Here is a 25,402-nt window from a genome sequence, read left to right as displayed (position 1 = left end):
CGAGGCGTGCTGATGACCCGAGCGGGCGACGTGCGGTCGGTGCTGGTCCGGGTGCCGGCGACCTCGGCGAACCTCGGCCCCGGCTTCGACACGCTCGGGCTCGCCGTCTCGCTCTACGACGAGCTCGTGGTCACCACGACGACGGGCTCGGGCGTCGAGGTGCACGTCGAGGGCGTCGGCGCGGGCGAGGTGCCCACCGACGAGGGCAACCTCGTCGTGCAGGCCATCGCCGCGGCCTACGCGTCCGTCGGGCAGCCGCTGCCGGGCCTCCGGCTCGAGGCCCGCAACGTGATCCCGCACGGGCGGGGCCTCGGCTCGTCGGCCGCCGCCATCGTCTCCGGTGTCGTCGCCGCCAAGGGCCTGCTGGAGGGGGTGGTCGAGTTCTCCTCCGCCGACCTGCTGCGGGTGGCCACCGAGATGGAGGGCCATCCCGACAACGTCGCCCCGGCGCTCTTCGGCGGGCTCACCATCGCGTGGATGACCTCGTCGGGCCCCGCCCACAAGCGCCTCCTCGTGCACCGGGGCGTGTCTCCCGTCGTGTTCGTGCCGGAGTCGACCCTCTCGACGAAGCTCGCGCGCAGCCTCCAGCCCGCGTCGGTGCCGCACGAGGACGCGACGTTCAACGTGTCGCGCTCCGCCCTGCTCGTGGCGGCGCTGATCCAGAGCCCCGAGCTGCTGCTCGCCGCCACGGAGGACAGGCTCCACCAGAGCTACCGGGCGAGCGCCATGCCCGAGACCGACGCGCTGATCTCCCTGCTGCGGGACGCCGGCCTGGCCGCGGTCGTGTCCGGCGCGGGACCGTCGCTGCTGGTGCTCGGGAGCGACCCCGCGCAGCGCCTGTTCGCGGCTGATCTCGTTGCCGAGCACTCCCTGTCCGACTGGCGCGCCGTCATGCTCGCCGTCGACCTGCGGGGTGCTACAGTGAAGCCGCACCCGGTAGAGAATCAAGATCCCCTGGGCTTCTAGCAGCACCTCCTCGGTTCTCGAGTAGGCGTGTCGAGTCCCCAGGCTCCCTGATCCCCCCGGGCCGCACATCCCGTAGTGCACATCTCGCAGCGTCCGTCCGCCTGTCTGGCGTACGTGCGCCGCACCTCCGTGAGCTCCTCTGCGCATCCCGCGCAGCGCGCATCCGCGCAGGGCCTGCCGACAGGGCAGACTCCAGGCCACGAGGTGTGACCAGCTCAGCCTCGCGGCTCTCGCGGGGGAGCGGAAGGAACCCAACACCAGTGTCAGACGTCGACATCCCCAACTCTGCGGACACCACCGCCGAGCTCAGCGCCATGCGCCTCCCGCAGCTCCAGGCCCTCGCCTCCTCGCTCGGCATCAGCGGTCTCTCCAAGCTCCGCAAGGGCGACCTCGTCGCCGCGATCGCCGCCGTGCAGGCGCAGTCGGCCGGGGGCAGCGCTGCCCCGGCCGAGGCCGCCGCGCCCGTCGTCGAGCAGCCGGTGCTCGACGTGCCCGTCGAGGCCGTCGCCGACGCGCCCGTCGAGGTCGCCGGCGCCGAGCCGGCCCAGGCCGACCAAGTCGCCGCCGCCGACGAGGCGCCCGTCGCCCCGACCCGTGCCCGTCGCGGCTCGCGTCGCGCCACCTCCGCTGCCGGCGCTCCCGCCCAGCGCGGCGCCGGCGACCACGTCAACGGCGGGGAGTCGGGCGTCGAGCCCGTCCTCCAGGCCCCCGCCACGACCCCGGTCGAGGCTCCCGTCGCGCAGGCCGAGCAGGCTCCCGCGGCAGAGGTCGCCCAGGAGGCGCCCGTCGCCGCCGAGCGTCCCTCGCGCAGCCGCCGTGGCTCGCGCCGCGCCTCCGACGCGACCGTCGCCGAGGCTCAGGCCGCGGCGCAGGGCGAGCAGCCCTCCGACACCACCACCGACCTCGACGCCGCCGAGCGCGCCCAGGGCGCCCAGGGTGCGGACGACCAGGGCCAGGGCGACCAGGCGCAGGGCGACCAGGGCCAGGGCGACCAGGGTCAGGGCGACCAGTCCGGCCAGCAGGGCGGTGGCCGTCGCAGCCGCAGCCGTGGCCGCGGAGACCGCAAGAACGGCCAGTCCGGCCAGCAGGCCGCGGCCGGCGAGCAGCAGCAGGACCGTCAGCAGCAGGGCGGCCAGAAGGCCGACCAGCAGCAGGGCGACCGCCAGCAGCAGGACCGCCAGCAGCAGGACCGCCAGCAGCAGGGCGGCCAGAAGGCCGACCAGCAGCAGGGCGACCGCCAGCAGCAGGACCGCCAGCAGGGCACCGGCCCGCAGCAGCAGCAGGACGAGAACGGCCGTCAGGGCCGTGGCCGTCAGCGTGACCGCAAGCGCGGCCGAGGCGTCCAGACCGACGAGTTCGAGCCTGAGATCTCCGAGGACGACGTCCTCATCCCCGTCGCCGGCATCCTCGACGTGCTCGAGAACTACGCCTTCGTCCGCACCACGGGCTACCTGCCCGGCGCGAGCGACGTGTACGTGTCGCTCGGCCAGGTCAAGAAGTACCACCTCCGCAAGGGCGACGCCGTCGTCGGCGCGATCCGCCAGCCGCGCGAGGGCGACCAGGGCCAGGGCCGCCAGAAGTACAACGCGATCGTCCGGATCGACTCCATCAACGGCCAGCCCGTCGAGGAGGCCGCGAAGCGCGTCGAGTTCGGCAAGCTCACGCCTCTCTACCCGCAGGAGCGACTGCGCCTCGAGACCGAGCAGCAGAAGCTCTCGACCCGCATCATCGACCTCGTGTCGCCCATCGGCAAGGGCCAGCGCGGCCTGATCGTCTCGCCGCCCAAGGCCGGCAAGACGCTCGTGCTGCAGGCGATCGCCAACGCCATCGCGGTGAACAACCCCGAGGTGCACCTCATGGTCGTCCTGGTGGACGAGCGCCCCGAAGAGGTCACCGACATGCAGCGCACGGTCAAGGGCGAGGTCATCGCCTCGACGTTCGACCGCCCCGCCGAGGACCACACGACGGTCGCCGAGCTCGCGATCGAGCGGGCGAAGCGCCTCGTCGAGCTGGGCCACGACGTCGTCGTGCTGCTCGACTCGATCACCCGCCTCGGCCGCGCCTACAACCTGTCCGCCCCGGCCTCCGGCCGCGTGCTGTCGGGCGGCGTCGACTCGTCGGCCCTCTACCCGCCGAAGCGCTTCTTCGGCGCTGCGCGCAACATCGAGAACGGCGGCTCGCTGACCATCCTGGCGACCGCGTTGGTCGAGACCGGCTCGAAGATGGACGAGGTGATCTTCGAGGAGTTCAAGGGCACCGGCAACATGGAGCTCCGCCTCTCGCGTCACCTCGCCGACAAGCGGATCTTCCCGGCCGTCGACGTCAACGCCTCCGGCACGCGTCGCGAAGAGATGCTGCTCAGCCCCGACGAGGTCAAGATCACGTGGCGCCTGCGTCGCGCCCTCGCCGGCCTCGAGCAGCAGAAGGCGCTCGAGATCGTCCTCGGCAACCTCAAGGAGACGCAGTCGAACGTGGAGTTCCTCGTGCAGATCCAGAAGTCGATGCCCGCGAACGGCCACGACGCCGGCCACAAAGACCACTGATGTTCGAGTCGGTGTCCGTGCTCCTCGCGGAGCACGACGACCTCCAGACCCAGCTCAGCGACCCCGCGGTCCACGCGGACGCCGCGCGCGCCAAGAAGATCAACCGCCGCTACGCCGAGCTCAGCCGCATCGTGGCTGCACACTCGGCGTGGCAGCAGGCGGGTGACGACCTCGAGGCCGCACGGGAGCTCGCGAAGGAGGACGAGGCGTTCGCCGACGAGGTGCCCGCGCTCGAGCAGGGCCTCGACGAGTCCCAGGAGAAGCTGCGGCGCCTCCTGATCCCTCGTGACCCCGACGACGGCCGCGACGTGATCATGGAGATCAAGGGGGGCGAGGGAGGCGCGGAGAGCGCCCTCTTCGCCGCCGACCTCCTGCGCATGTACCTGCACTACGCGGAGGGCATGGGCTGGAAGTCCGAGATGATCCAGAGCGACGACAGCGACCTCGGCGGGTACAAGAACGTCCAGGTCGCCATCAAGTCGAACGCCACCGACCCCTCGCAGGGCGTCTGGGCGCACCTGAAGTACGAAGGAGGCGTGCACCGCGTCCAGCGCGTGCCCGCCACGGAGTCCCAGGGCCGCATCCACACCTCCACGACCGGGGTCCTCGTGTTCCCCGAGGTCGACGAGCCGGAGGAGGTCGACATCAACCAGAACGACCTCAAGATCGACGTCTACCGGTCGTCGGGCCCCGGGGGCCAGTCGGTCAACACGACCGACTCGGCCGTCCGCATCACCCACCTGCCCACGGGCATCGTGGTGGCGATGCAGAACGAGAAGAGCCAGCTGCAGAACCGCGAGGCCGGCATGCGCGTCCTGCGCGCGCGCATCCTCGCGCGCCAGCAGGAGGAGCAGGCGGCGATCGCGTCGGACGCCCGCAAGAGCCAGATCCGGGGCATGGACAGGTCGGAGCGCATCCGCACCTACAACTTCCCGGAGAACCGCATCGCCGACCACCGCACCGGCTACAAGGCGTACAACCTCGACGCCGTGATGGACGGGGCCCTGCAGCCCGTCGTCGAGTCGTGCATCCAGGCCGACGAGGAGGCCCGGCTCGCCGAGATCGGCGACGCCGCGTCGTGACCGACGCCGTCGCCGACCTCGGGCACGCCCGCTCGGTCGACTCCGCCCTCGCGGCGGGGTCGGCCGTGCTCTCGTCGTCCGGGGTGCCGACGCCGGACGTCGACGCGGAGCTGCTGCTGGCCCACGTGCTCGACCTCGGTCGGGGCGTACTCCGCGCCCGGGTCGTCACCCGGTCCGCCCTGACGGCCGACGCCGCCGGGGCGTTCGCCGCCGCGATCGCACGGCGCGCCGCTCGGGAACCGCTCCAGCACATCACGGGCACCGCTCCGTTCCGGTCGATGCAGCTGCACGTCGGACCGGGCGTCTTCGTGCCCCGACCCGAGACCGAGGGGGTGGCGCAGCTGGCCGTCGACGCCCTGCGCGCCGCGGCCGAGCCCGCCCCGATCGCGGTCGACCTCGGCACGGGCAGCGGCGCCATCGCCCTGGCCATGGCCACCGAGGTGCCGCACGCGTCCGTCGTCGCGGTCGAGCTCTCGGCCGAGGCGGCCGTCTGGACCCGTCGCAACATCGCCGCGGTCGGCGCCGAGAACGCCCGCCTCGTCGAGGGCGACCTCGCGGACGCCCTGCCCGAGCTCGACGGCACCGTGTCCGTGGTCGCCTCGAACCCGCCGTACATCCCCGTCGGGATGGTTCCGCGCGATCCCGAGGTGCGCCTGCACGACCCGGCGCTCGCCCTCTACGGGGGAGCTGACGGCCTCGACGTCGTGCGCGACCTGTCGGCGACGGCCCTCCGCCTCCTGCGCCCCGGTGGTGTGCTCGTCATCGAGCACGGCGAGGCACAGGGAGGCGCCATCCGCGACCTGCTGGACGCCGTCGGCTGGCGGTCCACGGTCACGCACCCCGACCTCACCGGTCGCGACCGTGCGACGACGGCGGTGCGCTGACGCCCTCTCCAGGTCGTCCGCACTATCATCGTCAGGTCATGGCCTCCCTCTACGACCTCTCCGTCGACTCCGAGCTCCTCGCCGGCATGCGTCGAGCACGCGGCGCCATCGGCCGGGGCGAGCTCGTGGTCCTGCCCACCGACACGGTCTACGGCGTGGCCGCCGACGCGTTCGACGCCGGCGCCGTGCAGAAGCTCCTCGACGCCAAGGGGCGGGGCCGCCAGTCGCCGCCTCCCGTCCTCATCAAGGGGCAGGAGACGCTCGCCGCGCTCACCTCGACGGTGCCCGAGGTCGTCAGGCCGCTGCTCGACGAGTTCTGGCCGGGGCCGCTCACCGTGATCTTCCGCGCGCAGGCGTCCCTCAGCTGGGACCTCGGCGACACCCGGGGCACCGTCGCCCTGCGCGTGCCGAGCCACCCGCTCACCCTCGAGCTGCTCGAGGAGACGGGGCCGCTCGCGGTCTCGAGCGCCAACCTCACCGGCCGTGCCGCGGCCGAGACCGCCCAGGCGGCCCTCGACATGCTGGGCGACTCGGTGTCGGTGTACCTCGACGCAGGGCCCGTGGGCAGCGGCTGGGAACGGCGGCCCGGCGCCAACACGGGCTCGACGATCGTCGACGCGACGGGTGCGTCCGACGGCGTCGTCCGCATCGTCCGGCACGGCGTCCTGCCCGACTCCGAGATCAGACGCGTCGTCGGGGCCGACGCCCTCGCGTGAGGTACTACCTGCTCGCGATGGTCATCGCGGCAGTCGTCAGCTTCGTGCTGTCCGTCGTCGTCTGGCGCCTCGGCCTCCGCTTCAAGCTCTACCCGACGATCCGCGAGCGAGACGTCCACCAGACGCCGACGCCGCGGCTCGGGGGAGTGGCGATGTGGGCGGGGGTCGTGGTCGCCCTCCTCGCGGCGTGGTTCGTCTTCCCCCTGATCTCCGGCGTCGACTACTTCCGCCTCGTGTTCGCGGACCCTGGCCCGCCGCTGGCCATCCTGGGCGCGGCGACGATCATCGTGGTCATCGGGGTGGTCGACGACCTCTACGACCTCGACTGGATGACCAAGCTCGCCGGCCAGATCATCGCGGCGGGCGTCCTCGCGTGGCAGGGAGTCCAGCTGGTGTCGCTCCCGATCGGCGGCAGCCTCGCCATCGGTTCTCCCTACATGTCGCTGATCCTCACGATCCTGGCCATCGTCCTGGTGATGAACGCGGTCAACTTCATCGACGGCCTCGACGGGCTGGTCGCCGGGGTGACGATCATCGCGAACAGCGTGTTCTTCATCTACAGCTTCGTCATCTCGATCACCATCGGCCAGACCGAGTACTTCAACCTGGCTGCGTTGCTCACGGCCGTCCTCATCGGTGCGTGCCTCGGCTTCCTCCCGCTCAACTGGCATCCCGCACGGCTCTTCATGGGCGACGCGGGCGCCCTGCTCACCGGCCTCGTGATGGCGACCAGCGCCATCTCCGTGACGGGCCAGATCGACCCGGCCACGATCTCGCGGTCCGCGCTGCTGCCGGCCTTCATCCCGATCCTGCTGCCGTTCGCCGTCCTGGTCGTGCCCCTCCTCGACTTCGGACTCGCCGTGCTGCGCCGCGTGAGTGCGGGCAAGTCGCCGTTCACGGCGGACCGGAAGCACCTGCACCACCGCCTCCTCGACATGGGCCACTCGCACTTCCAGGCCGTGCTGATCTTCTACTCGTGGACCCTCGTCGTCTCCGTCGGCTGCCTGATGTTCCTCTTCGTCAAGCCCGCCTGGCTCGTCGGGCTCTTCCTCGGCGTCGGCCTCGTGGTCTGCGCTGCCCTGACCCTCGCGCCGCTGAGCCGCAGGAAGCGCGTCGAGGTCGCCGTCCAGAGCACCCGCACCGCCGACCTCGCGGCGAGCGAGTCGGGACGCTTCGACCCGCTCGACGAGGCCGCCGGAGTCCTCGACCCGTCCGACACCGACACGGCGCAGAACGCCGTGGTGCCCGAACTGACACCCCCGGAGGAACGCCCATGAACGCCCGATCGATCTTCACCAAGATCCTCACCTACACGGGCTTCCTGGCCCTCGCGATCGCCGTGGTGGGAGGCGGTCTCGGGTACGCCCTCGCAGGGACGGACGGGCTCTGGAGCGCGCTCGTCGGGGTGGCCCTCGCCGTCGTCTTCGCCGGCATCACCGCGGCGAGCATGCTCATCGCGATCCGGTTCCGCCTCGCGGCCTTCTTCGGCATCGTGATGGGCGCCTGGCTGCTCAAGCTCGTCATCTTCGTCGTGCTGCTGGTCCTCGTGAAGGACCAGCCGTTCGTGAACGACGTCGTGCTCTTCCTGGCCCTCGTCGTGTCGATCATCGGCACTCTCGCCATCGACGCCCTGGTGGTCGTCCGCGGTCGCCTCGGCAACGTCAGCGACGCGGTCCTGCCTCCCGCGCCGCAGGACTGACAGGTCCACGGACCACCACGACGAGGCCCTCCCGGGCCCGTGTGCGGCGGCGGCCGGGTCATGTTCCTTGCAGGGCATGAAAAGACCGCCGCCGATTCGTGCCAGCGCCGAATACCTTGATAGAGTCATGACCGTTCCCCGGCCGCGATTCTCTGCGGGTTCGGATGACAACCCCACCAATCGTCGCGACACTTCAGGGTGCTCGCCCCGACACAGGAGATAGCGCTGATAGCGAACGCTGTGAACCTGCTCTCCGCTGCCGAGACCGGCCACGGAGACGGGGGATTCCACGCCCCGACTCTTGACGAGTTCTTCCCGTCCGCGATCTTCTTCGAAGGCACCCCCTTCGAGCTGAACCGCATCATGCTGGTCCGCCTCTTCGCGATCGCCGTCATGCTGCTGCTCTTCTGGCTCGCCCTCCGCAAGGGGCGCCTCGTGCCGTCCCGTGGCCAGAGCATCGCCGAGCTCGGCCTCGACTTCGTCCGCGTGCAGATCGTCGAGGAGATCCTCGGCGAGAAGCTCGGCCGGAAGTACCTGCCGCTGCTGGCCGCGATGTTCTTCGGCATCTTCGCGATGAACATCACGGGCATCGTGCCCGGGCTGAACATCGCCGGCACCTCCGTCGTCGCCATGCCGCTGCTGCTCGGCGTCGTCGCGTACGTCATGTTCATCTACGCGGGCTTCCGCGAGGTGGGCGGGGCGACCTTCTTCCGGAACGCGCTGTTCCCTGCCGGTGTGCCGTGGTACATGTACATCCTGTTGACGCCCATCGAGTTCATCAACATCTTCATCGTCCGGCCCATCTCGTTGGCCCTGCGACTGCTGCTGAACATGATGGTCGGCCACCTCCTCCTCGTGCTCTGCTTCGCCGCGACGCACTTCTTCTTCTTCAGCATGAGCGGTGGGTTCATGGCGTTCGGCGCCCTGACCCTCATCGGCGGGTTCGTGATGACCATCGTCGAGATGGCCGTCGCCGTGCTGCAGGCCTACGTCTTCACGCTCCTCGCCTCGGTCTACATCCAACAGGCCGCGTCGAACGAACACTGAGCGTCGAACGAACACTAAGAACGACGGGGCCCGTCGCCTGACGAGCCCCGCCCAACCGGAAGGAAACACAAGTGGACACCACCACGATCCTCGCTGAGATCAACGGCAACATCGCGACCGTCGGCTACGGCCTCGCAGCGATCGGCCCCGGCATCGGCATCGGCATCGTCGCGGGCAAGACCGTCGAGGCCATGGCACGTCAGCCCGAGCTGGCCGGCCGCCTCCAGGTCACGATGTTCCTCGGCATCGCGTTCACCGAGCTGCTGGGCTTCATCGGCCTCGCCGCCGGCTTCATCTTCTCCTGATCAGTTAGGACGACACACCGATGATCGAGACGATCCTCGCGGCCGAGGGCGGTGCTCCCGAAGGGGCTGCCGTCTTCTTCCCCGCCGGTTACGACATCCTCTGGTCTCTCGTCGTCTTCGTGGTCATCGCCGCGTTCTTCGGGATCTTCGCGATCCCGAAGTTCCGCAAGATCCTCGACGAGCGTGCCGAGCGCATCGAAGGCGGCATCGCCCACGCCGAGGCCGCACAGGCCGAGGCGGCGAAGGCCCTCGACGAGTACAAGAAGCAGCTGGCCGACGCCCGCGCCGAGGCGGCTCGCATCCGTGAGGCCGCTCGTGCCGAGGGCGCCGAGATCCTCGCCGACCTCAAGCAGCAGGCACAGGCCGAGGCCGATCGCGTCACCGCGAACGCCCACGTCCAGATCGAGGCCGAGCGTGCGGCTGCCGTCGCGTCACTCCGTGCCGAGGTGGGCTCGCTGGCCATCGACCTCGCGTCGGGCGTCATCGGCGAGTCCCTGGCGGACGACGCCAAGGCATCCGCCGTCGTCGACCGGTTCCTGGCCGACCTCGAGGCCGACCAGAACACGAAGGCGGGCCGCTGACGATGGGCTCCATGTCCCGTGAGGCGCTCGGGTCGGCGAGGTCCACCCTCGCCGACCTCGGCGGTGCCGCGGACCTGACCACGGGCGAGCAGGTGCTCGACGCCGGTCGGGTCATCGGCGGCAACGTCCAGCTGCAGGCCTACTTCGCCGACCCCGCTGTCGACGCCGCCACCAAGAAGCAGCTCGTCGACCGCGTGTTCGGTGCCTTCACCGAGCCGGCGCGTGCGCTGGTGCTGTCCGTGGTGGGCCGCCGCTGGTCCTCGAAGCGCGATCTCCTCGCGGGCATGGAGGAGATCGGCATCCGTGTCGTCGCCTCCACGATCCCCGACGGCAGCACGATCGCGAACGAGCTCTTCGCCTTCGACGCGGCCGTCCGCTCCGACTCCTCCCTCGAGCTCGCCATCGGCACCAAGCTGAGCGACCCCGAGGCGAAGGCAGGCCTCGTGCAGCGCCTCCTCGGGGGACGCGCGAGCGAGCAGACGATCACGATCGTCAGCCACCTCGTCCGTCAGCCCCGCGGCCGTCGGATCGGGGAACTCCTCCGCACGGCAGCCGAGATCGTGTCCGACCAGTCGGACCAGCTCGTCGCCACGGTCACGACCGCGCGCGTCCTCGACGACGCCCACGCGGCCCGCCTCGAACAGGGTCTGTCCCGACAGTTCGGGCGTAGCCTCCGCATCAACCAGGTCGTCGACCCTGCCGTGATCGGCGGGCTCCGCGTCCAGGTCGGCGACGAGGTCATCGACGGGACCGTCGCCACCAAGCTCAGCGCGCTCCGCCTCCAGCTCGCCGGCTAGGCACGCACCCCACACAGACTCGAGGCCCCCTGAAGCCTCGCTACGAATAGGAATCACAATGGCAGACATCAAGATCAGCCCCGATGAGATTCGCGATGCGCTGAAGGACTTCGTGTCGTCGTACGACCCGTCCAAGGCCTCGACGACCGAGGTCGGCTACGTCACGGACGCCGCTGACGGCATCGCGCACGTCCAGGGTCTCCCCGGCGTCATGGCCAACGAGCTCATCCGCTTCGCGGACGGCACGCAGGGCCTCGCCCAGAACCTCGACGAGGACGAGATCGGCACGATCGTGCTCGGCGAGTTCTCCGGCATCGAGGAGGGCATGGAGGTGACCCGCACCGGCGAGGTCCTCTCGGTCCCCGTCGGCGACGGCTTCCTCGGCCGCGTGGTCGACCCCCTGGGTGCGCCCATCGACGGTCTCGGCGAGATCGCGAACGAGGGGCGTCGCGCCCTCGAGCTCCAGGCCCCCGGCGTCATGCAGCGCAAGTCGGTGCACGAGCCCATGCAGACCGGCATCAAGGCCATCGACGCCATGATCCCGGTCGGCCGCGGCCAGCGTCAGTTGATCATCGGCGACCGCCAGACCGGCAAGACGGCGATCGCGATCGACACGATCATCAACCAGAAGGCCAACTGGGAGTCGGGCGACGTCAACAAGCAGGTCCGCTGCATCTACGTCGCCATCGGCCAGAAGGGCTCGACGATCGCGTCCGTGAAGGGCGCCCTCGAAGAGTCCGGCGCCATGGAGTACACGACGATCGTCGCGGCTCCGGCATCCGACCCCGCGGGCTTCAAGTACCTCGCCCCCTACACCGGCTCGGCCATCGGCCAGCACTGGATGTACGGCGGCAAGCACGTCCTCATCATCTTCGACGACCTGTCGAAGCAGGCCGAGGCCTACCGTGCCGTGTCCCTGCTCCTCCGTCGCCCGCCGGGCCGCGAGGCCTACCCCGGCGACGTCTTCTACCTGCACTCGCGCCTGCTCGAGCGCTGCGCGAAGCTGTCCGACGAGCTCGGCGCCGGCTCGATGACCGGTCTCCCGATCATCGAGACCAAGGCGAACGACGTCTCGGCCTACATCCCGACCAACGTGATCTCGATCACCGACGGCCAGATCTTCCTGCAGTCCGACCTGTTCAACGCCAACCAGCGTCCCGCTGTCGACGTCGGCATCTCGGTCTCACGAGTCGGCGGCGACGCCCAGCTGAAGTCGATCAAGAAGGTCTCGGGAACGCTCAAGCTCGAGCTGGCCCAGTACCGCTCGCTCGAGGCCTTCGCGATGTTCGCGTCCGACCTCGACGCCGCGAGCCGTCGTCAGCTCGCCCGTGGTGCGCGTCTCACTGAGCTGCTCAAGCAGCCGCAGTACTCGCCGTACCCCGTCGAGGACCAGGTCGTCTCGATCTGGGCCGGCACGAACGGCAAGCTCGACGAGGTCCCCGTGCCCGACGTGCTCCGCTTCGAGCGCGAGCTGCTCGACTACCTCGGCCGCAACACCTCGGTGCTGTCGGACCTCCGTGAGAAGAACGTCCTGTCGGACGACATCGTCTCGGCGCTCGACGCCGGCGTGGACGCCTTCAAGCAGGAGTTCCAGACGGGAGAGGGCAAGCCCCTCGCCTCGGTCGGCACCGAGCAGTTCGAGGCCACCGACGCCGCCGACGTCAACCAGGAGAAGATCGTCAAGGCCAAGCGCTGACGCGCTCGACCGACGATCAGGACTGACGAGACAACAGGAGAGTCATGGGAGCCCAACTACGGGTCTACCGCCAGAGGATCCGCTCCGCGCAGACCACGAAGAAGGTCACGCGGGCGATGGAGCTCATCTCGGCCTCGCGCATCCAGAAGGCGCAGGCGAGGATGAAGGCCTCCGGGCCGTACTCGCGAGCCATCACGCGTGCGGTCTCGGCCGTGGCGACGTTCTCGGACGTCGACCACATCCTCACCACCGAGCCCGCGACCGTCGAGCGTGCCGCGGTCGTCGTGTTCACGTCCGACCGTGGCCTGAACGGCGCCTTCAGCTCGAACACGCTGAAGGAGGCCGAGCAGCTCGCCACGCTGCTGCGCGGCCAGGGCAAGGACGTCGTGTTCTACCTCGTCGGCCGCAAGGCGCAGAACTACTTCGCGTTCCGCAAGCGCGACTCGGAGCAGATCTGGACGGGCAACACCGACCAGCCCGAGTTCGCGACCGCGAAGGAGATCGGCGACGCAGTCGTGTCGAAGTTCCTCACCGCCGCGTCCGAGGGCGGGGTCGACGAGATCCACATCGTCTACAACCGCTTCGTGAACATGGTCAGCCAGGTCCCCGAGGTCGTCCGGCTCCTTCCCCTCGAGGTCGTCGAGGGCGTCGAGGCACCTGCCGACGACGAGATCCTGCCGCTGTACGACTTCGAGCCCGACGCCACCGAGGTGCTCGACTCGCTCCTGCCGGTCTACATCGAGAGCCGCATCTTCAACGCGATGCTGCAGTCGGCGGCGTCCGAGCACGCTGCTCGCCAGAAGGCCATGAAGGCCGCCAGCGACAACGCGGACACCCTCATCCGGGACTTCACCCGCTTGGCGAACAACGCTCGCCAGGCCGAGATCACGCAGCAGATCTCCGAGATCGTGGGCGGCGCAGACGCCCTCAGCTCGGCCAAGTAGATCTGCCCCCCAGCATCACCATCCGAAGAGAGAGAAGCCATGACTGACACCGCAACCGCGCCGGTCGCGACCGAGTCGGCTCCCGGCGTCGGGCGAGTCGCCCGGGTCACGGGCCCCGTCGTCGACATCGAGTTCCCGCACGACGCCATCCCCGGCGTGTACAACGCGCTCCACACGACGATCACGATCGGCGACACGACCAGCGAGCTGACCCTCGAGGTCGCCCAGCACCTCGGCGACGACCTGGTCCGGGCCATCGCCCTTAAGCCGACCGACGGCCTGGTCCGCGGCCAGGAGGTCACGGACACCGGCGCGCCGATCTCGGTGCCCGTCGGCGACGTCACCAAGGGCAAGGTCTTCAGCGTCACCGGCGAGATCCTCAACCTCGAGGGCAACGAGCAGGTGGAGATCACCGAGCGCTGGCCGATCCACCGCAAGCCCCCGGCCTTCGACCAGCTCGAGTCGAAGACCCAGCTCTTCGAGACCGGCATCAAGTCGATCGACCTCCTCACGCCCTACGTGCAGGGCGGCAAGATCGGCCTCTTCGGCGGTGCGGGCGTCGGCAAGACCGTCCTCATCCAGGAGATGATCCAGCGCGTCGCGCAGGATCACGGTGGTGTGTCCGTGTTCGCCGGCGTGGGCGAGCGCACCCGTGAGGGCAACGACCTCATCGCCGAGATGGACGAGGCCGGGGTGTTCGACAAGACCGCCCTCGTGTTCGGCCAGATGGACGAGCCGCCGGGGACGCGCCTCCGGGTCGCCCTGTCGGCGCTGACGATGGCGGAGTACTTCCGTGACGTGCAGAAGCAGGACGTCCTGCTCTTCATCGACAACATCTTCCGCTTCACGCAGGCCGGCTCCGAGGTCTCGACGCTCCTCGGCCGCATGCCGTCCGCGGTGGGCTACCAGCCGAACCTCGCGGACGAGATGGGCGTGCTCCAGGAGCGCATCACCTCGACGCGCGGTCACTCGATCACCTCGCTGCAGGCGATCTACGTGCCGGCCGACGACTACACCGACCCGGCGCCTGCCACGACGTTCGCGCACCTCGACGCCACCACCGAGCTGTCGCGAGAGATCGCGTCGCAGGGCCTCTACCCAGCGATCGACCCCCTGACCTCGACCAGCCGCATCCTCGACCCCCGCTACCTGGGCGAGGCGCACTACAACACGGCGATCCGCGTCAAGGCGATCCTGCAGAAGAACAAGGAACTCCAGGAGATCATCGCCATCCTCGGTGTCGACGAGCTCTCGGAGGAGGACAAGATCACCGTCGCGCGTGCGCGCCGGATCCAGCAGTTCCTCTCGCAGAACACGTACATGGCGAAGAAGTTCACCGGTGTCGAGGGCTCCACGGTCCCCCTCAAGGAGACCATCGAGTCCTTCACGGCGATCGCGGACGGCGAGTTCGACCACGTCGCGACGCAGGCCTTCTTCAACGTCGGGTCCATCTCCGACGTCGAAGAGAAGTGGGCTCAGATCCAGAAGGAGAACGGCTGATCGTGGCTGCTCTCACCGTGAGCGTCGTCTCGGCCGACCACGAGGTGTGGTCGGGCGAGGCGTCGTCCATCGTCGCCCGCACCGCCGAGGGTGAGATCGGGATCCTGCCGGGTCACGAGCCTCTCCTGGCGATCCTGGCCACGGGCAAGGTCCGCGTCCGCCTGACCGACGGCTCGACCGTCGAGGCGACCGCAGACGACGGGTTCCTGTCCGTCGAGAACGACACGGTCACGGTCGTCGCGCGCAACGCGCAGCTGGCCTGACACCCGTTCGCACCTCCTCCTGATCCACCGTGCTGTTCCTGCTGCCCCCGTCCGAGACGAAACTCGACGGGGGCAGCGGCATGTCCGGCCTCGACCTCGCGTCCCTGTCGTTCCCGCAGCTGAGCGAGGTCCGGCGTGACGTGACCGACCGCCTCCTCGCCCTCTCGTCCGATCGAGCCGCGATGATGTCCGGCCTCAAGCTCGGCCCGCGTCTCGCCGACGAGGTCGACCGCAACAGGACGGTCGAGTCCTCGCCGACGATGCCCGCCCTGGCGAGGTACACCGGTGTCCTGTTCGACCCCGTCGGGGTCGACGAGCTCGACGAGCGGGGCTGGCGCTGGGCGCACCAGCACATCGCCGTCCACTCTGCGTTGTTCGGGCTCGTCCGGGCGGGTGACCCGATCCCCGCGTACCGGCTGTCCCACGACTCCCGTCTGCCGGCCGGGTCCCTGCGATCGACCTGGTCCGCCTCGGTGTCGTCCGTCCTTGCCGAGGTCGTCGAGTCGGGCGAGTTCGTCGTCGACCTCCGTTCCGAGGGCTACGTGACGCTCGGGCCTGCTCCACGCCCCGGGTCGGTCTTCGTCCGAGTCGTGTCCGACGCGTCCGGTCGACGTCGAGCCCTCAACCACTTCAACAAGAAGTCGAAGGGGCTGCTCGTCCGTCGCCTCCTCCAGGACCGCCCCGAGCTCGCCGGGCTGGACGACCTCCTCGCGTGGGCCCGGAGGGCCGGCATCGTCCTCGAGCCGTCGGCCGAGGGCGAGCTCGTCCTGGTGTCCGAGTCGCTGCTCGGGGACCCCGGTCAGACGACCGGCACGGGCCCGATCCGGTAGACGATGCCCTCGTGGCGCAGCAGCCACTGCTTGGTCGGCACGCCCCGGCCGACCGTGTAGCCGGTGACGCCGCCCGTCCGGCCGAGGACCCGGTGGCACGGGACGAGCAACGGCAGGGGATTCGACGCGACGGCGCCGCCGACGGCCCGCCCGGCCTGCGGGCTCCCGACAGCACCGCCGAGGCGCCCGTAGGTCGTCGTCAGCCCCCACGGGACCGCGACGAGCGCCGACCAGACGGACAGCTGGAAGGCGGTGCCGATCGGCCTGACAGGGAGGTCGAACTGACGACGTCGGCCGTCGAAGTAGTCGTGCACCTGCCGTCGGGCGGCCTCGAGCAGGTCGTCCGAGTGCTCGACGAGCCCGTCGTGGGGCAGGCCTCGTCCGTCGTCGACGAGGACGCGTTCCACGGCGTCCCGCCGACTGTGGATCTCGATGCGACCGACGGGGGAGTGGAGCCGCACGAAGCGCACGTCGCCCGGGTCGTCGTGCAGCCCCGGCGCCAGCGGAGGGACGAGGGTGAGGTCGGGCATGGGGGCACGCTACGGAGGTGCTCCCGCGAGGTCGTGCTCGGCGGCGGCACTTGTGGAGAGGGCGAGCTCGGCCGTTCCTGGGGAGGGGCCACACGAGGAGGCGCGACGCGCGGAGGTGGGGGAGCGATCGACCGGTAGCGTTGTCGTGAGGCGTGACGCGCCTCCTCGACCATCCCCTCGTGAGGACACCGTGACACGACCCGATCAGCACGACGGCGAGGAACTCGACGACACCGTGCTCGACGACACCGTGCTCGTCGTCCGTCGGGCCGCGACGTCGACGGTGCCGGACGACGACACGGTCGTGCGTCCCCGCGCCAGCACCCACGACGAGCGCCGCAGCGCACCGCCCGTGCCTCCTGCCCCGCCTCCTGCCCCGCCCGCGCAGGCCGTCCGTCGGGTGCACGCGCTCCGCGTGGGCGGCGAGGCCCATCGGCTCGAGGGCCCTGTCGTCGTCGGCCGACGACCGGCTGCCCCGCGTGTCCCGACCGGTGCCCCGATCGTCCTCGTCGTCGTGCCCTCGCCGACCGGCGAGGTCTCGGGCAGCCACGTCCGCGTCGAGCAGGTGGGCGCGACCGTCGTCGTCACCGACCTGCGCTCGACGAACGGCACGGTCGTGACGATGCCCGGACGCCTTCCCGTGACTCTCCGGCAGGGCGAGTCGTCCGTGGTGCTGGCAGGGACCATAGTGGACGTCGGCGACGGCAACCTCCTCGAGATCCTCCCGCCTCCCCGACCCTCAGCCCACGAAGGACCTCGCCCGTGACAGAGCTCGGCCGCCCCACGACCGCCCACCCCCTCGCCGCCGACGCGCCCGGCCTGTCGATCGACTGGGCGGGCGTGACCGACGTCGGCCTCCGCCGTGCGCACAACGAGGACAGCTACGTCGCCGAGGCGCCGGTCTTCGTCGTCGCGGACGGCATGGGCGGGCACAGCGCCGGCGACGTCGCCAGCGACGCGGTGGTGCGGCGGATCGCCGAGGCGGCGGTCCGGGACAGCCTGAGCACGGACGAGCTCGAGGAGGCGCTGCGGCGTGCGACGGCGGACATCGCCGTGGCCGCGGCCGAGACCGAGCTCGGGGTCGGCACGACCGCCACCGGCGTGTTCCTCTCCGGCGAGGACGGCGAGGCCGAGTTCACGGTCTTCAACGTGGGGGACTCGCGGGTCTACCTCGTCGCCGACGGCGCCCTGCAGCAGATCACCGTCGACCACTCCGTGGTCCAGGAGATGGTCGACGCGGGCCTCCTCCGTGCAGAGGACGCCGAGTCCCACCCCGACAGCAACGTGATCACGAGGGCCGTCGGCTTCGACGTCGACCAGCGTCCCGACTACTGGCGGATCCCCGCCCGTGCCGGCCTGCGCCTCCTCGTCTGCTCGGACGGGCTGACCAAGGAGCTGTCCGGCCCCGACATCGAGCGTGTGCTCGCCGAGCAGACGGAGTCGCACGCCGCGGCCTCGGCACTGGTCCGTGCTGCGGTCGAGGCCGGCGGACGCGACAACGTCACGGCCGTCGTGGTCGACGTCCGGGGTACAGCGACCGAGCTGCCCGAGGCCTAGCCGAGGCCGTCGTCCACAGGCGTCGGGGCGTTCTTCCTCCCCCGAAGTGGGGGAGCGTCGGTCGTCCCCCGTCCGAGCCGAACGGGGCACGGCCCCCGAGGGCCCGACCTACAATGGCGAGGGCCGGCAGCGTGTCGGCGCGTCCTGCGCGGGCGCACACCGGAGACAGCCGAGGAGGGTGACGTGGCACGACGACTGCCGTCCCCGCCGCCGGTTCTGCCCGGTTTCTCGCACGTCCACGTGCTCGGCTCCGGCGGCTTCGCCGACGTCTTCCTCTACGAGCAGAACATGCCGAGGCGCCAGGTCGCCGTCAAGGTCATGCTGAGCGAGGTGGTCAACGACCAGGTCCGCCAGATGTTCCAGGCCGAGGCCAACCTCATGGCCCAGCTGAGCGCGCACCCCTCGATCCTCACCGTGTACCAGGCGAGCGTGTCGGCCGACGGGCGCCCGTACCTCGTCATGGAGCTCTGCTCCTCGTCTCTCAGCGAGCGCTACCGCCGCGACCGCATCCCGGTCGCGGACGTGCTGCGGATCGGCGTCAAGATCGGCAGCGCCGTCGAGACGGCGCACCGGCAGGGCGTGCTGCACCGCGACGTCAAGCCCTCGAACATCCTCATGACCGCCTACGGACACCCCGTCCTGTCCGACTTCGGCATCGCCGCCTCGCTGAGCGAGAGCGAGCCGCAGGAGGCGGTGGGCATGTCGATCCCCTGGTCGGCGCCCGAGGTGCTCCTCGACGAGACGAACGGCACGATCGAGTCCGAGGTCTGGTCGCTGGGCGCGACCGTGTACTCGCTCCTCGCCGGCCGCAGCCCCTTCGAGATCCTCGGCAGCGACAAGAACGGCGCCTCCGACCTGATCGGACGGATCGACAAGGCGAAGCTGGCGCCGACCGGTCGCACCGACGTCCCCGCGAGCCTCGAGCGCATCCTCGCCCGGGCGATGTCGAGGCGACCGGAGCAGCGGCAGGCGAGCGTCCTCGAGCTGCTGCGCGAGCTGCAGCAGGTCGAGTCCGAGCTCGGCGTGGGGCAGACCCCGATCGAGGTCGCGGTCGACGACTGGGCCCTCGCGACGGTGGCCGACCTCGAGGACAGGACGCGCCTCCGCGGTGCCGCCCCGGTGCAGTCGACCCGACGTCGCCGCCGACGCCGTCGCGTGACGGAGGCGCAGGCGGCGGCCGTCCACGGCTCGGGACTCGGGCACAGCCGGGCGGTGCCGCGCAGCACGGGGACCCGACCAGCACCCCGCAGCCGTCGTGCCCTCGTGCTCGTCTGGTCGCTCGTCGCCGCGGCCGTCGTCGCCATCGGCCTGGGTGCGACGGCCACGCTCGTCCTCGTGCGGGCCACGTCGACCGAGATCCCGCGCGTCTCCGAGATCTCGGCCACGGCCGAGGGCTCGTCCGTCGTGTTCACGTGGAGCGACCCGGGCCTCCGCTCGGGCGACGCCTACATCATCTCGACGGGCTCGGACACGAGCCAGCAGACGTCCAACCGCTTCGTGGCCAGCGCCTCCGAGACGGGCGAGCAGCTCTGCATCACGGTGAGCGTCAACCGGGCCGGCCAGAGCGGCGAGCCGAGCGGCGAGCAGTGTGCCGTGGCCGGGGGCGGCGAGTGACGCGCCTCGGCGCCTGGGCCCGGTCACGTCGGTCCGCCGTGGCGACCGGCGTGAGCGTGGTCGCCATCACGGCGCTCGTCGTCACCGTGGCCGTGGCCAGCACGGGCTACGAGGCCCAGCGACTCGATCTCGACGACGGCACCGTCTGGGTCGCGAACGGCTCGCGCACGGCGCTGGGCCGGGCGAACACCGACGTCGCCGAGCTGAACGCGGCCGTCAGGAGCACCGGAGGCGACCTGTCCGTCGCGCAGTCGTCCGACGCCGTCCTCATGGTCGACCGGAGCAGCGCGACCGTCGGCATCGTCGACCCGGCGACCTCCACGATCGGCGAGAGCGTGCCCCTGCCGCCCGACTCGCCGGACGTCCTCCTGTCCGGCGACCGGGCCGTGGTCGTGTCGGGCGGCACGGGCGAGCTGTGGAGCCTGCCCGTCTCCGACCTGGCGACGTTCAGCGGGGAGGACGATGCCGACCTCAGCCTCGGCGAGGACGCCGTCACGAGCGTCGCCCCGGACGGCACGGTCACCGTCTTCTCGGCCGCCAGCGGCGACGTGTCGCGCGTGGACCCCGGCGACGCCTTCGACGTCGACTCGACCCGGTCCACGTCCCTGACGGGCCCCGGCGAGCACCAGGTCACGAGCGTCGGCACGCACTGGGCCGTGCTCGACGTCGAGGCCGGGCGTCTCGTCGTGGACGGCGACGAGGTCGACCTCTCGAGCTACGCCGCGGGCGGGCTCGCGCTCCAGCAGGCCTCCGACGAGGGCGACGGCGTCCTGGTGGCGACGAGCACGTCGCTCCTGCGGGTCCCGTTCGACGGGGGCGAGCCGAGCGAGGTCGTCACCGACCAGACGGGGCTGCCCGCACGGCCGGCTGTCGTCGGGACCTGCACGTACGCGGCCTGGTCGGGCGGCACCGCGTGGAGCGACTGCTCGCGGGCTCGGGGCGGCGTGATGCAGCTCGACGGCGTCCCGGGGGCGGCCGCCCTGGTCTTCGACGTCAACGGTCGTCGGGCCGTGCTCAGCGACCCCGTCGGGGGCAGCAGCTGGGCCGTGCAGAGCCGCGGCCAGCTGATCGACAACTGGGACGAGCTCCTCGACCGCGACGACGAGCAGCAAGAAGAAGAGAACGACACCACCGACGAGCCGCCCGAGCTCGATCCCGACCAGAAGCCCCCGGTGGCGATCGACGACGACCTCGGCGCGCGCCCGGGCCGGGCCAGCACCCTCTCCGTCCTGCTGAACGACTACGACCCCAACGGCGACCCCCTCGTCGTCGACCAGGTGTCCGACCTCGACCCGGCGACGGGCCGCCTCGACGTCGTGAACGACCGCCAGCAGGTGCTGCTCACCCTCACGGACGAGGCGACCGGGTCGTTCAGCTTCGACTACACGATCAGCGACGGGCGCGGGGGGACCGCGACGGCGACCGTGACCGTCACCGTGCGTGCGCCCGGCGAGAACAGCCCGCCGGCACAGGTGCGGCGGACCTCGGCCGACGTGTCGTCGTCGGGGCGCGTGACGACCTCCGTGCTCGGCGACTGGGTCGATCCCGACGGCGACGCGTTCTACCTGACGAGTGCCGCCGGCGGCGAGGGCGTCTCCTACAAGCCGTCGGGCGACGTCGTGTACCAGGACGCGGGCGCCGGCGCCACGACGCTCGACGTCGGGCTCGTCGTCTCGGACGGCGAGGTCGAGGGCCGGGGGAGCATGACGATCCGCGTCGCGGGGTCGTCGCCGCTCACCGCCGACTCCTTCTCCGTGCAGGCCTACGCGGGCCAGCAGGTCACGGTGCGGCCCCTCCCGTACGCGAGCGGGGGCTCAGGCTCCATCCGGCTCAACAGCGTGCCGGCGAAGAACGGCTCGACCGTCACGCCGAGCTACGAGGCAGGCACGTTCCGGTTCGTCAGCGACGAGGTCCGCACCCACAACCTGGAGTACGCCGTCACCGACGGCGACCAGACCGCGACCGGCACCATCAGGGTCGACGTCCAGTCGCCGCCCGATCCGTCGAGCCCGCCCGTCACGACGCCGAAGACGGTCTTCGTCGAGACCCTGAGCACCCAGACCCTCGACGTGGTGGCGACGGACCACGACCCTGCCGGCAACGTGCTGATGGTGACGTCCACCTCCGAGGTCCCCCTCTCGTCCGGCGTCCGCGTCGAGACGCTCGACCAGCGGTACCTGCGCCTGACGCTGGCCGCGCCCCTCGACGGGGGACCGGTCACCTTCACCTACACGGTCACCAACGGCCTGGCCTCGGCCGAGGGCACGGTCACCGTCATCGAGACGCCGCGGCGTTCACAGACGCAGCCGCCCGTCGCGACCGACGACCAGGTCACCGTGCGCGTCGGCGACGCGATCGACATCGACGTGCTGGCCAACGACGAACAGCCCGACGGCGACGAGATCACGCTCGTGCCCGACCTCGTCCAGGACGTCCCGACGGACGGCGGGCTGCTCTTCGCGTCCGGCTCGATCCTGCGGTACCTCGCCCCGACGACGCCCGGGAACGTGACCGCCGTCTACGCGGTGGAGGGACGCGACGGTCAACGCGACACCGCGCAGGTCACCATCGCGGTGCGCGAGGCCGACGTGGCGACGAACAACCCGCCCGTGCCCCAGACGGTGACGGCCCGGGTCGTCGCGGGCGAGTCCGTCCGCGTGACCGTGCCCCTCGACGGCGTCGACCCCGACGGGGACAGCGTCTCGCTGCTCGGCGTCGGCACGAACCCGGAGAAGGGCAGCGTGACGAGCGTCGGGACGGACTCGATCGAGTACCAGGCCAACGGCACGAGCGCGGGCACCGACACCTTCAGCTACACCGTCGTCGACGGCCTGGGCGCCCGCGCCAGCGGCAAGGTGCGGATCGGCATCTCGGCACGGGCCGACGGCTCGCGCAACCCCATCGCCGTGGCCGACGACGTGACCATGCGGCCCGGCGGCACGATCACCGTGCGCGTGCTCGACAACGACTCGGACCCCGACGGCGGGGCGCTGTCCGTCACCGGCGTCGAGGCCAACGACGCGGACACGACCGCGGAGGTCGTCGACGGGACGATGATCGCCGTGCGGCCGCCCGCCGCCGAGGGGCAGTACGGACTCGTCTACACCGTCGAGAACGAACAGGGCGGCTCGAGCTCGAGCTTCGTGACGGTGAACGTCGACGCCGACGCGCCGCTGAACCACCCCGTCGTCGACGACACCGTGCTCGACCTCAGCGACATCGCGGGGCGGCAGTCGGTCGACGTCAACGTCCTGACCAACGTCTTCTTCGCCGACGGCCCGGTCTCCTCGCTCGGCCTCGACCTCGAGCCCGGCTACGACACGACCTCGCAGATCACGCCGGACCGCCGCGTGCGCGTCACGATCACCGACTCCAGCCAGATCATCCCGTTCTCGGTGTCGCACCCCGACGACCCTGCCGTCCGCACCTACGCGTTCGTCCGGGTCCCGGGCTTCGACGACGCGCTGCCGCAGCTCGACAAGACCGCACGTCCGCTCATCGTCGTCAGCGGCGACCGGCTGACGATCGACCTCACCCGGTACGTCATCGCCGCCGGCGGCAAGAGCATCCGCCTGACCGACGAGGAGTCGGTCAGGGCGACGCACGCCGACGGCTCCGACCTCGTCGTCGGCCCGACCACCCTGGCCTACACGTCGGAGGAGCTCTACTTCGGCACGGCGTCCGTCTCGTTCGAGGTGACCGACGGCTCGTCCGCGGACGACCCGTCAGGCCGCACGGCGACGTTGGTCCTGCCCATCACGGTGACCCCGCGGGAGAACCAGCCGCCGACCTTCACCGGCACCTCCGTCGACCTCGAGCCGGGGCAGTCGCGGACCCTCGACCTGCAGCGCCTCACCTCGTACCCGTACCCGGACGACCTCTCGGAGCTCCGCTGGAGCGCCGACGCCCAGGCGGTGCCCGGCTTCGCGGTCAGCGTCTCCGGTCGGGACATCACGATCACGGCCGACTCGGGGACGCCCAAGGGCACCACGCGGGCGCTGCCCGTGTCGGTGGCGGACGCCGTCACGACGGGCCAGTCCGGGGCGATCCGACTGGCCGTCGTCGGCTCGAGCAGGCCCCTGGCGCAGCCCGCGGCCGACACGCAGGCGGTGCGCCGCGGCACCTCGGCCTCGATCGACGTGCTCGCGAACGACCAGGCCACCAACCCGTTCCCGGGCCAGCCGCTGCGGGTCGTCGACATCCGCGGGCTCGGCGGAGGCGGACTGCCGGCAGGCGTCACCGTCACGCCTAGCGCCGACAACCGCACCCTCGCCGTCACCGTCGGGCAGGGCGCCCAGCCGGGGGACACCAACCTCCAGTACCGCGTGGCCGACGTCACGGACGACCCCGACCGGTACGTGTGGGGCAACGTGACCGTCTCCGTGCAGGACGTCCCGGACGCTCCGGCGGCACCGGTCCGAACGGGCGTCTTCACCGGCGGGCAGCTGACCCTGAGCTACGCCGCGCCCCAGGCGAACAACTCGCCCCTGACGCGCTTCCGCCTGACGGGCACCGGCAGCGCGGGTGGTTCGTACTCGAAGGACTGCGGACTCACCACGGTGTGCACGCTGACCGACCTCGACCCCGAGCAGACGTTCCGGTTCACGGTCGTGGCCACGAACGGCCTCGGCGACTCGGCTCCCAGCGCGGCCAGCCCCTCGTACAGCGCCGACTTCGTGCCGGCCGCGCCGACCGGCGTCACGGTGACGCCCAGCTCGACCACCCCGGGCTCCCTCGACGTCCGATGGGACGCGGTGCCCAAGCCTGTCCGCGGTACTTCGGTGCTGGCCGCGGGCGGCTACGTGATCGAGTACTCGGGTGGTGGATCGTCAGGCAGCGTCACGGCATCCACGACGACGGCGTCGTTCGAGGGTGTGCCGGGCACGGCGTACGACGTCCGGGTCTACGCCAAGAACCGTGCGCAAGTCTCGAGCGACGCCGACTGGGCCCGGAGCGGCCCTGTGACCACAACGGCCGTCGGCGAGTTGACGAAGCCCACCGTGACCGCCCTGGCGACGGAACGGCAGGTGGCTGTCTCCTGGACCGCCGTCTCCCCGAACGGCGCCGCCTCCGTGTCGTACCGCGTCTACCGCAACGGCGCAGCAGCCGGATGCTCGACCACCGGAGATCTGATCTCGCCCCGCGGAGGGACGACGGCGACCAGCCTCACCGACTCCGTCCCGAGCGACGCGCGATACACCTACCTCGTCGTCGCGAACAACGGCCTGTTCTGCTCCGTCGGTTCCGGTGAGACGGAAGCGGTGTCCACGCCTGCCATACCGACCGGCATCTCCGTCGCCCTCGCGCGGTTCGGTGACGACGGCCTCTACAAGGCGCGGGTGACGGGTGCCGGATCCGACAACGGCGTCGTCGTGCAGTTCTCGACCGGCGGCACGTGGACCGACTCCGGCCAGTCGGACTTCTTCATCGAGAACGACAACGGCAACGGCGTGCCCCTCACCACCCAGTTCCGTGCTTGCCGGCAGGGCGCGACGAAGACCGTCTGCAGCAACGCCACCGCCGGAGCGACGGTCACCCCGGTCTCCGCCAGGGCGGATGTCACCAGCTGCGCAGTCGGCCAGGTGCTGGGCCTGACGATCCCCTCGAACAGCGGTGCTCGGCTCGAGGCCGTCGACATCCAGTTCCGGACGCTCACCGGCTGGGAGCCCGTGCGTGGCAAGGTGACTTCCTACGACGCAGTGACGGTTCCTGACGACACACTCGGAGTCCGGGTCCACGGCTACGCGACGTCGGGTGGCCAGACTGTCGAGGACGCCGTGGACTGGCGTCCCCGTGCCCTCCTCGACCTGGGCTTCTCCTGCGATCCGGCGGCGTGACGTCGCCCCGC

Annotated in this window: 21 protein-coding genes; 20 read left to right on the top strand and 1 reads right to left on the bottom strand. The window is 70.9% G+C overall.

From position 1 onward, the window contains the following. Nucleotides 1-12: 12 nt before the first annotated feature. The 16 genes from thrB (at nucleotide 13) to IFT77_RS03065 (ending at nucleotide 15,853) form a co-directional block, all read left to right on the top strand. Nucleotides 13-966 (top strand): homoserine kinase, encoded by a 954-nt coding sequence (thrB, locus tag IFT77_RS03140; protein ID WP_192041906.1) that lies wholly within the window; start codon nucleotides 13-15, stop codon nucleotides 964-966. A gap of 260 nt (nucleotides 967-1,226) precedes the next feature. Next, complete coding sequence (gene rho, locus IFT77_RS03135) at nucleotides 1,227-3,509, top strand: transcription termination factor Rho (RefSeq protein WP_192169183.1); 2,283 nt, start codon at nucleotides 1,227-1,229, stop codon at nucleotides 3,507-3,509. After that, entirely contained in the window at nucleotides 3,509-4,591 is a 1,083-nt protein-coding gene (gene prfA / locus IFT77_RS16685; protein WP_123546327.1) for a peptide chain release factor 1, read from the top strand. Before rho ends, prfA begins: the two co-directional genes overlap by 1 nt. Next, complete coding sequence (prmC, locus tag IFT77_RS16680) at nucleotides 4,588-5,475, top strand: peptide chain release factor N(5)-glutamine methyltransferase (RefSeq protein WP_192169182.1); 888 nt, start codon at nucleotides 4,588-4,590, stop codon at nucleotides 5,473-5,475. The genes prfA and prmC overlap by 4 nt, the downstream gene beginning before the upstream one ends. 38 nt (nucleotides 5,476-5,513) lie before the next feature. After that, nucleotides 5,514-6,191, top strand: a complete 678-nt coding sequence (locus tag IFT77_RS03120) for an L-threonylcarbamoyladenylate synthase (RefSeq protein WP_192041902.1) — start codon at nucleotides 5,514-5,516, stop codon at nucleotides 6,189-6,191. Continuing rightward, nucleotides 6,188-7,468 (top strand): MraY family glycosyltransferase, encoded by a 1,281-nt coding sequence (locus tag IFT77_RS03115; RefSeq protein WP_369878088.1) that lies wholly within the window; start codon nucleotides 6,188-6,190, stop codon nucleotides 7,466-7,468. The genes IFT77_RS03120 and IFT77_RS03115 overlap by 4 nt, the downstream gene beginning before the upstream one ends. Continuing rightward, nucleotides 7,465-7,890 carry a hypothetical protein gene (locus IFT77_RS03110; RefSeq protein WP_123546321.1) on the top strand — a complete coding sequence of 142 codons (426 nt, stop codon included), beginning with the start codon at nucleotides 7,465-7,467 and terminating at the stop codon, nucleotides 7,888-7,890. The genes IFT77_RS03115 and IFT77_RS03110 overlap by 4 nt, the downstream gene beginning before the upstream one ends. A 240-nt stretch (nucleotides 7,891-8,130) precedes the next feature. Continuing rightward, nucleotides 8,131-8,937, top strand: a complete 807-nt coding sequence (gene atpB, locus IFT77_RS03105; protein ID WP_123546319.1) for a F0F1 ATP synthase subunit A — start codon at nucleotides 8,131-8,133, stop codon at nucleotides 8,935-8,937. A gap of 71 nt (nucleotides 8,938-9,008) precedes the next feature. Then, complete coding sequence (gene atpE, locus IFT77_RS03100) at nucleotides 9,009-9,242, top strand: ATP synthase F0 subunit C (RefSeq protein ID WP_043594505.1); 234 nt, start codon at nucleotides 9,009-9,011, stop codon at nucleotides 9,240-9,242. Between the two features lie 20 nt (nucleotides 9,243-9,262). Further along, nucleotides 9,263-9,823 (top strand): F0F1 ATP synthase subunit B, encoded by a 561-nt coding sequence (locus tag IFT77_RS03095; RefSeq protein ID WP_123546317.1) that lies wholly within the window; start codon nucleotides 9,263-9,265, stop codon nucleotides 9,821-9,823. A 2-nt stretch (nucleotides 9,824-9,825) separates the two neighbouring features. Next, entirely contained in the window at nucleotides 9,826-10,620 is a 795-nt protein-coding gene (locus IFT77_RS03090; RefSeq protein ID WP_192169181.1) for a F0F1 ATP synthase subunit delta, read from the top strand. Between the two features lie 58 nt (nucleotides 10,621-10,678). After that, a complete protein-coding gene (gene atpA, locus IFT77_RS03085; protein WP_123546313.1) occupies nucleotides 10,679-12,316 on the top strand; it encodes a F0F1 ATP synthase subunit alpha in 1,638 nt (545 codons plus the stop codon). Between the two features lie 44 nt (nucleotides 12,317-12,360). After that, nucleotides 12,361-13,260, top strand: a complete 900-nt coding sequence (locus tag IFT77_RS03080) for a F0F1 ATP synthase subunit gamma (protein WP_192041899.1) — start codon at nucleotides 12,361-12,363, stop codon at nucleotides 13,258-13,260. Between the two features lie 39 nt (nucleotides 13,261-13,299). After that, nucleotides 13,300-14,760 carry a F0F1 ATP synthase subunit beta gene (gene atpD, locus IFT77_RS03075; RefSeq protein WP_133737669.1) on the top strand — a complete coding sequence of 487 codons (1,461 nt, stop codon included), beginning with the start codon at nucleotides 13,300-13,302 and terminating at the stop codon, nucleotides 14,758-14,760. 2 nt (nucleotides 14,761-14,762) lie between these two features. Continuing rightward, nucleotides 14,763-15,023 (top strand): F0F1 ATP synthase subunit epsilon, encoded by a 261-nt coding sequence (locus tag IFT77_RS03070; protein WP_123546308.1) that lies wholly within the window; start codon nucleotides 14,763-14,765, stop codon nucleotides 15,021-15,023. 29 nt (nucleotides 15,024-15,052) lie between these two features. Beyond that, nucleotides 15,053-15,853 (top strand): peroxide stress protein YaaA, encoded by an 801-nt coding sequence (locus IFT77_RS03065; RefSeq protein ID WP_192169180.1) that lies wholly within the window; start codon nucleotides 15,053-15,055, stop codon nucleotides 15,851-15,853. Here IFT77_RS03065 and IFT77_RS03060 read toward each other — a convergent pair. After that, entirely contained in the window at nucleotides 15,823-16,383 is a 561-nt protein-coding gene (locus tag IFT77_RS03060; RefSeq protein WP_244638382.1) for a methylated-DNA--[protein]-cysteine S-methyltransferase, read from the bottom strand. The two genes, IFT77_RS03065 and IFT77_RS03060, sit on opposite strands and share 31 nt — an antisense overlap. A 190-nt stretch (nucleotides 16,384-16,573) precedes the next feature. Here IFT77_RS03060 and IFT77_RS03055 point away from each other — a divergent pair, with 190 nt between their 5' ends. The 4 genes from IFT77_RS03055 to IFT77_RS03040 all read left to right on the top strand — a co-directional run bounded on the left by IFT77_RS03055 (nucleotide 16,574) and on the right by IFT77_RS03040 (nucleotide 25,391). Further along, on the top strand, nucleotides 16,574-17,149 hold the full coding sequence (locus IFT77_RS03055) for an FHA domain-containing protein (RefSeq protein ID WP_192169179.1): 576 nt from the start codon (nucleotides 16,574-16,576) through the stop codon (nucleotides 17,147-17,149). Next, nucleotides 17,146-17,940, top strand: a complete 795-nt coding sequence (locus tag IFT77_RS03050) for a protein phosphatase 2C domain-containing protein (protein WP_192169178.1) — start codon at nucleotides 17,146-17,148, stop codon at nucleotides 17,938-17,940. Before IFT77_RS03055 ends, IFT77_RS03050 begins: the two co-directional genes overlap by 4 nt. Before the next feature lie 183 nt (nucleotides 17,941-18,123). Further along, nucleotides 18,124-19,554 (top strand): protein kinase, encoded by a 1,431-nt coding sequence (locus IFT77_RS03045; protein ID WP_192169177.1) that lies wholly within the window; start codon nucleotides 18,124-18,126, stop codon nucleotides 19,552-19,554. 50 nt (nucleotides 19,555-19,604) lie between these two features. Further along, nucleotides 19,605-25,391, top strand: coding sequence for an Ig-like domain-containing protein (locus IFT77_RS03040; RefSeq protein ID WP_192169176.1), 5,787 nt, complete (start codon nucleotides 19,605-19,607; stop codon nucleotides 25,389-25,391). The last annotated feature ends 11 nt before the right edge of the window (nucleotides 25,392-25,402 follow it).

Source organism: Frigoribacterium sp. CFBP 13729, from assembly GCF_014841875.1.
Lineage (GTDB): Bacteria > Actinomycetota > Actinomycetes > Actinomycetales > Microbacteriaceae > Frigoribacterium.
Note: the sequence above shows the minus strand (reverse complement) of the source record. Positions and strands in the feature narration are given on the sequence as shown.

Excerpts from the sequence above, each read along its gene's own strand:
- thrB (WP_192041906.1), top strand. The coding sequence starts at position 13 with ATGACCCGAGCGGGCGACGTGCGGTCGGTGCTGGTCCGGGTGCCGGCG.
- prfA (WP_123546327.1), top strand. The coding sequence starts at position 3,509 with ATGTTCGAGTCGGTGTCCGTGCTCCTCGCGGAGCACGACGACCTCCAG.
- IFT77_RS03120 (WP_192041902.1), top strand. The coding sequence starts at position 5,514 with ATGGCCTCCCTCTACGACCTCTCCGTCGACTCCGAGCTCCTCGCCGGC.
- IFT77_RS03110 (WP_123546321.1), top strand. The coding sequence starts at position 7,465 with ATGAACGCCCGATCGATCTTCACCAAGATCCTCACCTACACGGGCTTC.
- IFT77_RS03095 (WP_123546317.1), top strand. The coding sequence starts at position 9,263 with ATGATCGAGACGATCCTCGCGGCCGAGGGCGGTGCTCCCGAAGGGGCT.
- IFT77_RS03090 (WP_192169181.1), top strand. The coding sequence starts at position 9,826 with ATGGGCTCCATGTCCCGTGAGGCGCTCGGGTCGGCGAGGTCCACCCTC.
- atpA (WP_123546313.1), top strand. The coding sequence starts at position 10,679 with ATGGCAGACATCAAGATCAGCCCCGATGAGATTCGCGATGCGCTGAAG.
- IFT77_RS03080 (WP_192041899.1), top strand. The coding sequence starts at position 12,361 with ATGGGAGCCCAACTACGGGTCTACCGCCAGAGGATCCGCTCCGCGCAG.
- atpD (WP_133737669.1), top strand. The coding sequence starts at position 13,300 with ATGACTGACACCGCAACCGCGCCGGTCGCGACCGAGTCGGCTCCCGGC.
- IFT77_RS03060 (WP_244638382.1), bottom strand. The coding sequence starts at position 16,383 with ATGCCCGACCTCACCCTCGTCCCTCCGCTGGCGCCGGGGCTGCACGAC.